This window comes from Paenibacillus oryzisoli (assembly GCF_001653565.1).
Lineage (GTDB): Bacteria > Bacillota > Bacilli > Paenibacillales > NBRC-103111 > Paenibacillus_E > Paenibacillus_E oryzisoli.
Window position 1 is genome coordinate 49,552 of record NZ_LYPB01000058.1, and the last position, 12,265, is coordinate 61,816.

Genomic DNA, 12,265 nt, shown 5'->3' on the forward strand with positions numbered 1-12,265 from the left:
AATAGTCTCAATCTGAATTGTTCAAACTACTAATAGATCTAAATAATGCGTGATCCCCTTCAGCTGCTTCGACTCCCGACAGAAACGACACTTCTCGCATCTGTTCGGCTCTTCCATTCCCGTTTTGACTGACATGATACGAGGCATGTTTGAAGCAATAACTCCTAGCTCTCGTTCAATGTCGTTGTCATCGAATCCGATCACTTCTTTGTCTGGGATGTCCTCTTTGGACACGGCTACGATAAGCGGTTTCAACCAGTTCTGACGCTTTGCCCATCTCTTCTCGATCTCAGCATATATAGCCATCTGCGTATCGTATTTGTAAGCTTCGACGAATGAGACATAACCGCGGTCGTTGTCCCAATATTTGTCCCGAATGCTTTTAACTGTTTTAATATCTGCGAAAATTGATTTATCTGGATTGTATGAGTCCTGCTTGATCTTCCAAACTGCGCCAGCGAATCCGGCGGTCATTATTACTTCCTTTTGCCCTTGCAGAATGAACATGCAGAACGGGTCTGACTTAATTACTCCAATCATCTGATCCGCTTTTTCATAGTCTGCGTACGGCTTACCTTTGGCGTTATAGATAACATCTGCATTCTCAAGCTTGTACTCTTCTAAAGTTCCCTCGAATGCTGCGTGGACGTAGGAGCCAACACCGAACACTCCTGGTGCTGACTCACTCCATCCATTGATCTTAGCCATAGCCATGGCCTCGCAAGCTAAGAAGTCCTTATACTGGCTATTGCTCATGTACTGTTTATTGGCTTCCTCAGAGTGGTAATTCTGATTGGTTAGGGTCAGCATTTTTTGCCTCCTCCTGTTTTTTCAGGTATTCATCAAACCCATCGATCACACTTGAATGTGTGGGATCTGTAGAGGCCTTCTGAGACGCTTTAATCTCGAAGTAATCCTCTCGTTTACCCATGCCATCTCGAAGCGTCTTATACACGTTTCTGAGTCTTACAAGGTCTTGTTCACTGAATGCGTCAGCCTTACAACCAATAAACTTTTCAAGCATTGACTGGTTCACTTGATGATCTTTCTCAAACATTACAATCATTGTCCTGATTCGATCACCAATAGGTTCTTTATTACCACTAGCCATCGTTTGTTTGCACTTTTCTACAGCCGCATCAATTACATCACCAGGTATGACCCCAAGGATGCAGGCACGTAATCTACGAGCGCCGTTGTTAGCTACTAATTCGTAAATATCACGCGGATCATCTAACTTACTTATTGACCCTTTTGCTTTACGCTCATGTCGCACATCGAATATTTTGGACTGACGAACATTGGTTTCGAGGTCCCAGGCGTAAGACATAGCCTTGGAAACTCCTGCTTTCTGTTCCAACTCGATCACTCCAAAATCAATATTCCCCCAGTTTTGAGCGACTACTTCAGCCAATCTAATGGATGGACCAGTAACTTTTTGACCACCGCGTGGAAATTCATAACATGCTTGTTCCGCCAGAATCTTACGTTCGCACGCTTTCATGATTTTATTGAATGCCGTGAACTCATCCCGAGGAAACTGTTTTGCAACGAACATTGCCATCTGTACTTCTTGCGCCTGTCTTCCTACCATCATTTCAGTCACGACTGACTTTTCTTGCTTAACTTGCGGCATATATGAACCAAAATCCATCACTGATTCCATGTCAAAACCTCCGTTTTATGTTATAATGGCAGCAGAAACTTAACTTAGTCGTTGAATTTCACGGGCCACTGTTGACGCAGCGGCTTTTTGTCGTTCTTTCTGTTTCTTCAATAACGCCTGCTTGTCCACGTCCGAAACGCGATCCAGCATAACCTTTCGGCACATTGTCTTAATTCGCTCAAGCCCCGGGCGATAACGTACTTCCTTGTATGCTTGGTATATTTTGCTCATTCGCCTCAGCCTCCCGCCGCTTAATTTCTGTCTCCAACATGTGCTTTTCAGCAGGGCTGTTAGAGAAAACAAAATTTCGTTGGAGTTCGTCAGTTGATTCGAAATGGTAAAAGTCTTTCAGCCACTGAGGGCTCAGGAATTTACTCATGCAATCCTCTCCTCTACCGCAGTATGTGACTCCGCATTCAACAGTTCTAATTGCCATTGTTTCAGTGTTATCACTCGGATAACTCTCATGCCTGCTGCTTTAGCCCGGCGCCATACGCTTGCTTCTTCATCGTCTAAGTAGGAGATATTGCGATTGTCAGACGTTTGAGCGATGTAGTCTGTCATTTCATATCCTCTTCCTTTCGGCATGATAAACATGTAGTGTGTCCTTCATAGTGCGAATCATGGATGTTCTTTTGTATGGTCATTGTTTTACCGCAGGACTTGCAAGTGAAGGTGACTTTAGGCTGTTCTGCTGATTGGCTCATATAACTTAGGCTCCTTTAAGACCACTGGCCCATGATATTTAACCGTTGCATCTTTACCGCAGCAAGGACAAAATGAGTCGTCAAATGCTGGCTCGAAGCTTGTATAGAATGGCTTCGCATCTCCATCACATTCGGTGCAGGTGAATTTGTGAAGTGTCATACCGCAACTACCTCCTCGTCATTCTCCGCTTGCCACTCTTCAATCCACTCAACTACCAACTTACTGATTGGATTATTTTCAGGTGTATCGCCACGTTTGATAGCTAGGAATAAACGTTCAGCTGGTCGCCTTGAATCTGGTTCAATGCCTTTAAGTTCTGTATAGTTGCATTTACGTACATTTGCGATAGTGCCGACCAAACAAGCGCATTCTCCCTCGTATACCGATCCGTCAACTCTCCCATTTTTCAAAGCATCAAGTAGTCCAGGTATTTCATTTGGTGTAATTGAGATTATTTTTAGTACATCTTCCTTGGCACGTCTCAGGTTGGCACCGCTCAGGTTGGCACCGCTCAGGTTGGCATAGCTCAGGTTGGCATAGCTCAGGTTGGCATCGCTCAGGTTGGCATCGCTCAGGTTGGCATCGCTCAGGTTGGCATAGCTCAGGTTGGCATCGCTCAGGTTGGCATCGCTCAGGTTGGCATAGCTTAGGTTGGCATAGCTCAGGTTGGCACATTGACCACCTTCATCATCACGTAACCACTTGCGGTGTAAGTCCAGTAGTTCTTTTAACTGTTCAGCTGTATAAGTTTTCATATGAGTACTCCTTAGTTTTGATTTCTGATTACTATAATGTTCCAGTGTGCTATATTACTTTAGGTGCTTAATTGTTAGGAATGTGTTAGGCTCCTTGCTTATTAGCTACTGGTGCAGACTTTTTACTGATCTGGTTGATATAAGCCGGCACGATATATTTGTTGTAGGCTTCTGAAAATTTGTTGATGGATGGTTGTTTTAGTTGGTTGTTGTTCATGGGATGTCCTCCTTATAGAAGTGTTAATCTCTTGCTTCTAATACAGCTTGTTCAGATAGTTCGCCGCTACTAAAAAAAGCGGAAAATTTATCACTACTGATACATATGTCAAACTGGCAATCGCTCACGTATTTATGGAACGTCGACTTGCTTTCACTAAAAGAGAAGTCAGTACCGTTGTTCAGTTCTACTAGAAGAAAATTTTCATCTATTCCTTGAAAGTAATCCACACTCACCGATGCACGAACAATGGAAAGTAATGGATCGGATTCTTCTTCGACTTTTAATTCCAAACTGCAATGAACGCGGTGATTTTGTAAAATTCTAAATAATTTCTCAATTTCATGAATTTCCGTTTGTTGCATTGTAATAATTGACATGTTTTATTCCTCTGCTTTCTTCGGATACCATCCGGATATAATTTTCATTGCTTTATCGAAGTCAGAACGCTTGATTTCAGCGTAACCAGGTACATTGAAGTGAGTTTTAAGGGTTGTATAAATGCCTTGGAAATGAGCACTTGCGTATCCTTCGCGGTTTAGTTCACCTTGACGGCGATTAACCGCTTGTTGGATTTCTGATTTTTGATGTTTGGTAAGAATTACTTCGTTATCAACTACAAGTGCAAGTTGGTTAACAGCTTTCTTTAACTCTTGATTCTCGAATTTCATTTCTTTCATATTTGTCAATGCCGTAATTAAGATATCTTCAATTGTTGTTGGTAGTTGAGTTGGCACGTTCATTCTTTGGAGCTGCTCGACTTTATTGAAATAGTCATCCACAAGTTGCTCGTATGCATTCCACGCTTCATCCGTACCTAGTGATTTTGCGTGCAATAGTGCACCTTTTGCAGTCCATAGAAATATGTGTTTTGCGTGTTTTAAACTGTCGTCATTTTGGCGATAGTCCAACATGAACTCCTGTCTTTCTTCTCCTTGTAAAAGGAAATAATGTTTACCTTCTTGATATCTTTGTTTATTGCGATTGAAATTTTTGCTAATTGATTTGTAATCAGTTCCATATACTTCTGCTAGTTGTGCTGTTGTCAAAACTCTTTCATTATTCTTTTCGATAATTTTCATTGCTCCCATTTAATATTCATCTCCTATGCCGATTTATTTGATTTAAGCGTTACGCTTAGTTTTGATGCAAAAAAAATGCTAGGATTTTCGTTAAGTGCGTCAGCCACAAGAATCAGGTCATCAACACTTAATCGCTTTTTACCATGTGATATATCCCCATACCAAGAGGAAGTTTTACCGCAATGCTTAGCGATGTGCGTTTTAGTTACACCTTTGCTTTTACGAACAGTCTCAATATTTTGTATAACTATGTTCATCTCATTCACCTCCTTAATTAAGCGTTTCGCTTATTTATAAACTCAATATAAACTAAGCGTTTCGCTTAGTCAAGAATTATTTTACGCTTTTTGCTTAATGTGTTATTCGTAACGCTTAATACTGGTATATTAAAGATACAAAGGAGGATTTCCGTGGATACTTTAGGATCGCGTTTAAAAGAAGCAAGAGAGAAAAAACGACTAACTCAAGTCCAAGTAGCCGAAAAATTAGGAATATCAAATGGTACATTGTCTGGATATGAGAGAAATTATCGGGATCCCGACACCAGTACTTTGTCTGAATTATCAAAGATTTACGAGGTTTCTATCGATTATTTAACAAACGGAGTCGTTACATTGGAAAAGTCATTTAAAGATACTGAAATGGAGAAAGAACAGAAGTATGCGTTGGAGTTGTTCAATAAAATAACGGACAAAGAAAAGAAGAAAGCTGCATTCGAGGTACTAAAGGGCTTAGCCGGAGAAAAATAAAAAAACACTCCATCCGATGGGGAAATCACAGAGGGGTATTTTATGTGGACTTTTGTTGGTTTTGTTTTTACTAGCGCTTTCTTGGGTTATATATTTAGAATGCTAGCTGGTTTGTTCGAGGGTATAATAATATTCCCGTTATTTGGGTTCAAAGAAGAAAGTTTTGAACGAGCTATGACTAGAAAGCCAAAGTTATTTCTAACAGTTGTTATTATCAAAAATGTTATCATAGGTTTATCTAATTCGATTTTGGTTTTAATTGTTTGTGCCAGATTTGTAAATGAATTTAACGGAAACTACTGGATTTACTTCTGTCTAGGTTTGATATGGTCGTTTTCAATACTTGGTTATAACTCAGCATTTATAGGCGTTTTCTTTTGGACAAGTTTTATTAATTTTATTCTTATGTGGTTCGGGTTTGGAATTGTATCAATTATTACAGTCGGATTACTAACAATATTTATTAGTATTGCTTATTACTATGGTCGGATTGGGATGTATCAAGAAACTCAGAATGAAAAAGAAAATTACATTGATTTTTAAGAAGAAATTACTTGTTCAAGGTAAAGAATTGCTTCCTGTAACTGTTCATCATTTAATTTAGTGATGAATTCTTTGACTTCTTCAATATTATAGTAGTCTTCATTTTCCATCATATCATCTCCTAAACACATAATAACACGAACAAATGTTCTTGTCCTGCCAAAAAACGGTCAAATTAAAGTACATATGTAAAGGATGAAACTATGGCTCTCCGAATAGGGAGATGCCTCTTACCAAGGTTATTAAAAAAAGCGAAATTGACCCAAGTTGAATTAGCCATACGAGTAGGGATGTCGGAGTCCACAATTTCTCAGTATGCACACAATGCTAGGGTAATGTCGCTTTTAAGCGCTAAGCTGATCGCAAAGGAATTGAAGGTCCCCATTGACGATCTATACGAATGGTTAGAGGCTGAGTAGATTTCCTACTCCCCTATGCCAGACTTTGCTACTTAGCTAAGTTTTCAGTTAAAAATTACAACCTATATGTTTGTCTAGGTTGTCGTTACTTGTAACTCTTTGCAAGTGCTTTCATTATACCGCTTTACCGCGATAAATGGAATAGATTGCAAGTCCTACGGTTTTCATTGTGTGTGAATCAAATATAACATCTAAAGTAATGGATTGTTGTCGAAGTTCCTGCAAGAATGAGCAAATAGTGTAACACAATTTACAATAGTTTCGACATTATTAAGATGACATCAATTCACCAGAAGAACTTCTTCATATTAGGCCGCGTAACCGGACAAAACTTGGTGCGCTCGGCATCAAAATACACTCGCCTCATTTTCTTATCTTTCAACAATATTCTACTCATTTGTACAAATTTGTTGGAATCTGCACGCTCGAATCCATAATTTTTTAAAAGGATCTCAAGTTGCTGCGTTAAAGATCCGATATAAGCCTCATCATCTGTATGTATGACAATCCGACGGTCTACTACCTGGATGTATAGGATATGGTTTTTATCCACTACAATAATCACCTCATTTAGTACTTGCCCAATGAGGTGTAGATATATACAGGACATACAACGTTTTTAGCAAATACCGCATCCGATGCGGGAATTTAAGGGGAACGAATATGAAAAAGAAAATTATTTTATTGGTCGCGGCATTAATGATCTTTGCGACAGGGGTAAGTGCATCGAGTTTGAATGGGGATTTCAAGGGGAATCCGATTGTTAAATTGAAGTCTAACGGGGCTATAGTGGATACTGGTGAAGTTCCAGCTATGATCTATGATGGCAATACAGTCGTTCCAATAGCAGCATTACGTAATTTAGGTGCTTCAGTTACTTGGGATCCGAATACATATAGTGTAGACGTTAAAATACCTATACTAAGTAATTCGGACAACTTAGACATGCTCGTGTATAAAAAAATAATTAAAACAGCTAATTTATATAAATTAAATCAGGATTTATCCCAAAGATTAAAAGATCATAGCCAAACATTGAGTTTATATTTCAATGGAAACAGCGACGGATATTCTGGAGCATATACAAACAATGACATTATAAAAGCCTTATCTGATATCATCGATAATTATAATTATTTATCTAATAAATTTAATGAATCTTTAAAAGACCTAGGTGGAATTGATTTAAATGACTTGAGTAACAATATAGCAATGAACTATAATTCAATTGAAAACTATAAAAAGGCAAATAAAAGTATAATGGATTGGAAAAATTCTCGGGAATATAGAGACTTATCTGGGACTAGCAGTAATTTCAAGGATTATCAAAGTTACTCTTCCTCTGGATTTACCATTGCTAATCAATCTTGGTTGTCTAGCTCCAACGGATATGACAAATATATTTTAATGATAATTAATAAGCCCTGAAAAGGGCTTTTCTTTATAAGGAGGAACAACATGAGAGCTGCACTATATTTAAGAGTTTCCACGGAGGAGCAAAGCAGAGACGGTTACTCCATAGCAGCACAAAAAGACCGCTTAACGGCCTACACTCACTCCCAGGAGTGGGATATTGTTGATTACTATGTAGATGAAGGATTTTCAGCTAAGGACACAAATAGACCTGACTTACAGAGACTTATTAATGATGTTAAACAAAAGAAAATTGACGTTGTTCTTGTTCATAAATTAGATCGATTCACACGATCTGTTAAAGATTTATATGCGCTCCTTGATGAATTCGAGAAATATAAATGTGGATTCCGTTCTGCTCAGGAGCAATTTGACACGACTACACCAATGGGTAGAGCTATGATGGGGATGCTCGGTATATTCGCGCAATGGGAACGAGAGGTCATTGCAGAACGTGTCTATGTTGGTATGGAGCAAAAGCACATTAGCGGTGAACGAAACGGAGCAGTAGCTCCTATGGGATACGATTTAGTGGATGGATCACTTGTAGTTAATCCGGAGAGAGCGGAGTTTGTGAAGCGGTTATTTGCTATGTACACAGATAATAACGGCATATACAAGATGCAGCAGATACTTAGTTCGGAAGGTATCACTATGAATGCTCGTACAATTTACTATATTCTATCTAACCCAATCTACTGTGGAATGATCCGCTGGAATTATAGAAAAGACGGAAAATTAACTGGCAACGAGGATGTTAGACATCCGGAGAAGCGTAAGCATGAACCGATCATATCTGAGGAAGAGTTTAACCGAGTCCAAAGTATCCGCGGCGTTCGTGCGAAACAAGGTAGAGCAGCTACGTCGGATTTTCCATTCACAGGCGTAATGAAATGCAGTAGATGTGGATATGCGATGGTTGGTGCATCACGTAAACAGAAGGGCGCTACAAGAAGGTTCTATCGTTGTTCTGGACGAGTTTCTTACGGTAAATGTGATATGCCTCCAATATCTGAAAAGAGCGTTGATAGAGCTTTCTTGAAGTCTTTGCGCATACCTAAAAGAGAGCTTATCAAGAAAATTGTCATGCCTCCACAAAACAAAGAAAAGAAGTCAGATGCAGATGCTATTGAAAGAGAACTAACTGCCATTGCAAATAGAAAACGTAAGTGGCAAATCGCTTTTGCAAATGACGCGATAACATTGGAGGAATTGAAGGCTCACACAGATGATGACAAACGTAGAGAATTGGACTTGAAAAAACAATTGAACGAGATACCTCAATCCAATAGAAAAGTATACTCCAAAGAAGAAATCATCGAACAACTTGTGTTAGTCCAAAATGTGTGGGAAGAACTAGAGGATCATTATGCGAAAAAGATGTTTCTCCAGGAGTTATTCGAATCAATCATCCTTCATACAGATACAACAAGTCCTAGACCTGGTAAAAACAACGACTTCGAGGTTGTAATATCATCATGGATTCTCAAGTAAAAGCGTCTTACTATTGTATACGCTTTTCTGCGTGACATATGCGTTTCGGAGACTGCCTCAATGCCAGCTTAAAAGCCTGCAAACCCGAATGTCTCGGATCTTCCTCGTCAATTTCGTATTCGACGATATTCTTATGAGGAAAATCTCGCTTTAAATTCAACTCGAATCGCGATTCAATCGTGATAATTCGTTCGTTATCGTCCATTTCGGCAATAATCGCTTTAATTAAATTGGTTTTCCCTGAATTTGTCGGTCCAATGACGACCATATTGAAATACGTGTGGATGAAACAACGGAGTAATACTTCCATACGGGAATCCATCGTGGCCAGTTCTGGGGAGACGAGCAAGGTTAAATCAAATCTTTTGACCGTGTAAAACCTTATCGTTAAGGTAGGCTCTGCTGTAAATCCGAAGCCCGTCATCGTCACACGCGAACCATCTTGCAGAACAACCTCTGCCCAACGCTTTCTTGGATTGAGGGTATCGTGGTTAAACAACACTAAATTTTGTTGAATTCGCTCTAATTCTCGAATGGATGGAAGCTCATAAGGTGAGGGTATCGCCTTTCCTCCACGCACTTCAAATATCTGCCTCCCCACAACCTGAATCTCCTCCAACCCCTCCTTCTGTTTGAGCACAAGTTCAAGAACATTCAGGCCGATAATTTCGGCAAAAATCGCTTCAGGCAACGTCGTATACCCACTAGTCCGAGGCGGGATATCCGAAAGTCTCCTTTTCGACACGAGGTCATGAATAATAGCGAGAAGCTTGCCTCGATCCTCTTCATAACCCAGAATTGCCCGATTCAGCGTCTCGTTATACAGTTGTTTCTCTGTCTCTGATCGGCCTTTCAAGGCCACCAACTCACTGCGAATCTCCTGCACCCATTGCTGAAAGATAGCATCCTCTCCGGCTCCACCTTGATCTTGGCCGCTTCCGTTCGCACGTAATTCGTTCGTCCGTTCGACCGTTCTATCGCCTGAATCAATAGCTCCCCCTGCTTGTAATGTCGGGAAGCGCCCCCCTCCAACCACAGACTCTTCAGTCCTACGTTCATGCATGTAGGTAATCATCGAGAACCTTTTTCCACTCACTCCTTCACCTCCTGATCCTAATTTAACTAACCGCGCGTTTACCGGCGATGAGTTTCTGGAACCATGTCTCTTGCCGTACACTCGGCTTCATGGGTAACTTGTAGAAATCTGCAAACTTCCGCGCTACTGCCTTCACCTCATGATGCATGGGATGAGTCACACTCAACAATTCCATCAGCTTGCCTTGGTTGCAACGCGCAAGCGCATCACCGTGCCGACTGACATGCCCAATCAAGTGAAGCTGCGTTTCTTTGCGGATATCTTTGATTGTGAACTCGCTTTGCTTCGCATGCCGATCCGTTTGCACAGCCATTAGCTCGAATGCATCCGGCTGTAGCCCAAATACAGATCCAACCTGCCTAATCCATCTCGAGAAATCCTCCTGAAAATGGGCAATATCTCCTGTCGTGACAACGATTTTGCTATCTGCTTCCAGCAGTCCGCTAACCGTCGCCGCATTATCCCAATATGCATTAACTTCGATGATGCAGATGTCAAAAGCACCCCGCGCAACACGCAGTAAATGGATAATTTCCGATGGCGTGAAGAATTCCGCCTGCTCACGCAGCATATTGCCATAAAGAACATGTAGGCCATGTGCCTCTTTTGGCTTATCACACACATGGAGCAACCTTTCTGGCGTTAAGCTTTGTGCTTTCAGTTCCGCTCTCAAGCCATCTAATGTAAAAAGGTGATCTTCACGCCCCAAATACCGATGAAGCTTTGAGCTTTTGAGATTCAAACATAAATAGCCTATTTTCTTGGAGGTTTCCATCGCTAGCGTACAAGCCACTCCAAACGATGCCAACGTTGTACCAATATTCGGGGTAGAACCAACGAAAGTAATTAATTTACCAGAAAGCGCCTGATTGGATTGATCGCCGTTTGACCCATCAACCCAGGCACGTATTTCGTCAGCTATCACTGCCGTACTGCGTCCTGGGAGGATATAATCCAGTTTCATCAGCTTGCACATTTTCACATACTTCTCGTTAATGGACGCATCGTGATAATTCGATAGCATCACAATAATTTTCGTTGTGGGTTCTTGCCCCTGCATGCCTTCAAGAAGCTCCTCCAACTCGCCATAGGGCAGCTGCCGATCCGAAAGAATGACATGGGTGTAAGCCTCCTCCACTAATTTAGGCTGTAAATCATTCGCCCTCGCAAATATTCGCCACCCAAAAGGTTTGGCATACACAACATTCGTTAACTCATCTATTAATCGCTGATCTGTCGACACCAACCCGATTTGCACTCGGTTTCACCTCTCTTTTTACCAGAATACATTCTACTCTTGAACTTGAATCGACGTTGAACTAAAAGCAATGACCAGCTTTGCCTTCTTCGCTGAGCATAATTGATCAATCTGCAGCCATTCGGTTTCTGTTAAATTCAAATTAATCTGATCGATTGCACCATTGGCTTCCAGTCTGGAGGTATACATCTTCTGTTCATCTCCTTGGGCTTTGGATAGCAAGTTAGAATTCTTCGGGTTGTCGACCTCCACATTCGCGGATGACTTCACGGATGCCACCGTAATTTCCTTGTCATGGAACAACCTGCGTGAGCTGCCATCGCTCCCAGACACGTAAATACGAACCTGATCGCCCGCACGAATCCCATTCGAAACGGTAAGTAGATATTCTTTGGGAATTTGAAAAGTTGCCTGTTGCTCATTCGGAAGAAGATGATAACGATTCAGCTTCCACTTCAGAATGGGCTCCCCTGTGCCTAAAGGAATCATGGATTCCTGGCCAACAACATCTGTCAGTTGCGTCAACATATTCGCTGTATAACTACCTATCTGAATCGCCTTGAACTCGACCATATCGTCATGAATAAACTGTCCCGCTCGTATAAAATCCTTCGGTACCACAACCTGAACCGTCTGCTGCAGCTCGACCTGATTCACTTGCAACACATACACCCCGTATACGAGCAATCCAGCCAGCAATGCAGCAACCACGCTAATTAGCAGGCTTCTCCTGCGCTTCAATCGATCACCTCCTTCCTTACCTGTACGTATACAACAAAAAACGCAAACCTCGGAGAATTCTCCGAAATTTGCGTTCTTCGCAAATCAAACTATATCAACATAAGTTCGAAACAATATATTAAAA

Annotated in this window: 19 protein-coding genes; 5 read left to right on the top strand and 14 right to left on the bottom strand. The window is 41.1% G+C overall.

Annotated elements, in window-relative coordinates:
* Window positions 1-21 precede the first annotated feature (21 nt).
* The 10 genes from A8708_RS11850 to A8708_RS11890 all read right to left on the bottom strand — a co-directional run bounded on the left by A8708_RS11850 (window position 22) and on the right by A8708_RS11890 (window position 4,685).
* Window positions 22-810: a PD-(D/E)XK nuclease-like domain-containing protein gene (locus A8708_RS11850; RefSeq protein ID WP_068663676.1), complete on the bottom strand. Its 789-nt coding sequence runs from the start codon at window positions 808-810 to the stop codon at window positions 22-24.
* Window positions 776-1,666 (bottom strand): hypothetical protein, encoded by an 891-nt coding sequence (locus A8708_RS11855; RefSeq protein WP_068663677.1) that lies wholly within the window; start codon window positions 1,664-1,666, stop codon window positions 776-778. The genes A8708_RS11850 and A8708_RS11855 overlap by 35 nt, the downstream gene beginning before the upstream one ends.
* A 39-nt stretch (window positions 1,667-1,705) precedes the next feature.
* Entirely contained in the window at window positions 1,706-1,897 is a 192-nt protein-coding gene (locus A8708_RS35405; RefSeq protein ID WP_157264716.1) for a hypothetical protein, read from the bottom strand.
* Between the two features lie 144 nt (window positions 1,898-2,041).
* Entirely contained in the window at window positions 2,042-2,230 is a 189-nt protein-coding gene (locus tag A8708_RS11865; protein ID WP_157264718.1) for a hypothetical protein, read from the bottom strand.
* Window positions 2,231-2,347: 117 nt separating this feature from the next.
* The gene (locus A8708_RS11870) at window positions 2,348-2,533 is read right to left on the bottom strand and encodes a hypothetical protein (RefSeq protein ID WP_068663680.1); all 186 of its coding nucleotides are present in this window, start codon (window positions 2,531-2,533) and stop codon (window positions 2,348-2,350) included.
* The gene (locus tag A8708_RS36085; RefSeq protein WP_068663681.1) at window positions 2,530-3,129 is read right to left on the bottom strand and encodes a pentapeptide repeat-containing protein; all 600 of its coding nucleotides are present in this window, start codon (window positions 3,127-3,129) and stop codon (window positions 2,530-2,532) included. The genes A8708_RS11870 and A8708_RS36085 overlap by 4 nt, the downstream gene beginning before the upstream one ends.
* 85 nt (window positions 3,130-3,214) lie before the next feature.
* Window positions 3,215-3,346 carry a hypothetical protein gene (locus tag A8708_RS36790; protein WP_275667885.1) on the bottom strand — a complete coding sequence of 44 codons (132 nt, stop codon included), beginning with the start codon at window positions 3,344-3,346 and terminating at the stop codon, window positions 3,215-3,217.
* Between the two features lie 23 nt (window positions 3,347-3,369).
* Entirely contained in the window at window positions 3,370-3,711 is a 342-nt protein-coding gene (locus A8708_RS11880; RefSeq protein WP_204787520.1) for a hypothetical protein, read from the bottom strand.
* Between the two features lie 18 nt (window positions 3,712-3,729).
* Window positions 3,730-4,437 carry an ORF6N domain-containing protein gene (locus tag A8708_RS11885; RefSeq protein ID WP_068663683.1) on the bottom strand — a complete coding sequence of 236 codons (708 nt, stop codon included), beginning with the start codon at window positions 4,435-4,437 and terminating at the stop codon, window positions 3,730-3,732.
* Window positions 4,438-4,451: 14 nt separating this feature from the next.
* Entirely contained in the window at window positions 4,452-4,685 is a 234-nt protein-coding gene (locus A8708_RS11890; RefSeq protein ID WP_082927437.1) for a helix-turn-helix domain-containing protein, read from the bottom strand.
* 153 nt (window positions 4,686-4,838) lie between these two features.
* On the opposite strand from A8708_RS11890, the gene A8708_RS36795 reads away from it, so the two are divergent.
* From A8708_RS36795 to A8708_RS36800, 3 genes are all read left to right on the top strand, one after another.
* Window positions 4,839-5,177 (top strand): helix-turn-helix domain-containing protein, encoded by a 339-nt coding sequence (locus tag A8708_RS36795; protein ID WP_068663684.1) that lies wholly within the window; start codon window positions 4,839-4,841, stop codon window positions 5,175-5,177.
* A 42-nt stretch (window positions 5,178-5,219) separates the two neighbouring features.
* Window positions 5,220-5,720 (top strand): hypothetical protein, encoded by a 501-nt coding sequence (locus tag A8708_RS11900; RefSeq protein ID WP_068663685.1) that lies wholly within the window; start codon window positions 5,220-5,222, stop codon window positions 5,718-5,720.
* A 203-nt stretch (window positions 5,721-5,923) separates the two neighbouring features.
* Complete coding sequence (locus tag A8708_RS36800; RefSeq protein WP_068663686.1) at window positions 5,924-6,139, top strand: helix-turn-helix transcriptional regulator; 216 nt, start codon at window positions 5,924-5,926, stop codon at window positions 6,137-6,139.
* Window positions 6,140-6,425: 286 nt separating this feature from the next.
* Here A8708_RS36800 and A8708_RS11910 read toward each other — a convergent pair whose 3' ends face one another.
* Window positions 6,426-6,692, bottom strand: a complete 267-nt coding sequence (locus A8708_RS11910) for a LytTR family transcriptional regulator DNA-binding domain-containing protein (protein WP_068663687.1) — start codon at window positions 6,690-6,692, stop codon at window positions 6,426-6,428.
* 110 nt (window positions 6,693-6,802) lie between these two features.
* On the opposite strand from A8708_RS11910, the gene A8708_RS11915 reads away from it, so the two are divergent.
* Complete coding sequence (locus A8708_RS11915; protein ID WP_068663688.1) at window positions 6,803-7,567, top strand: stalk domain-containing protein; 765 nt, start codon at window positions 6,803-6,805, stop codon at window positions 7,565-7,567.
* 30 nt (window positions 7,568-7,597) lie between these two features.
* Window positions 7,598-9,046 (top strand): recombinase family protein, encoded by a 1,449-nt coding sequence (locus A8708_RS11920; protein ID WP_068663689.1) that lies wholly within the window; start codon window positions 7,598-7,600, stop codon window positions 9,044-9,046.
* A gap of 10 nt (window positions 9,047-9,056) precedes the next feature.
* Here the strand turns inward: A8708_RS11920 and A8708_RS11925 are convergent, their stop codons facing one another.
* From A8708_RS11925 to A8708_RS11935, 3 genes are read right to left on the bottom strand one after another with little or no spacing between them, the layout of a single operon-like run.
* Window positions 9,057-10,142: an ATPase, T2SS/T4P/T4SS family gene (locus A8708_RS11925; RefSeq protein ID WP_068663690.1), complete on the bottom strand. Its 1,086-nt coding sequence runs from the start codon at window positions 10,140-10,142 to the stop codon at window positions 9,057-9,059.
* A 22-nt stretch (window positions 10,143-10,164) separates the two neighbouring features.
* On the bottom strand, window positions 10,165-11,400 hold the full coding sequence (locus A8708_RS11930; protein WP_082927439.1) for a hypothetical protein: 1,236 nt from the start codon (window positions 11,398-11,400) through the stop codon (window positions 10,165-10,167).
* A gap of 33 nt (window positions 11,401-11,433) precedes the next feature.
* Window positions 11,434-12,141: a CpaB family protein gene (locus A8708_RS11935; RefSeq protein ID WP_068663691.1), complete on the bottom strand. Its 708-nt coding sequence runs from the start codon at window positions 12,139-12,141 to the stop codon at window positions 11,434-11,436.
* Between the last annotated feature and the right edge of the window lie 124 nt (window positions 12,142-12,265).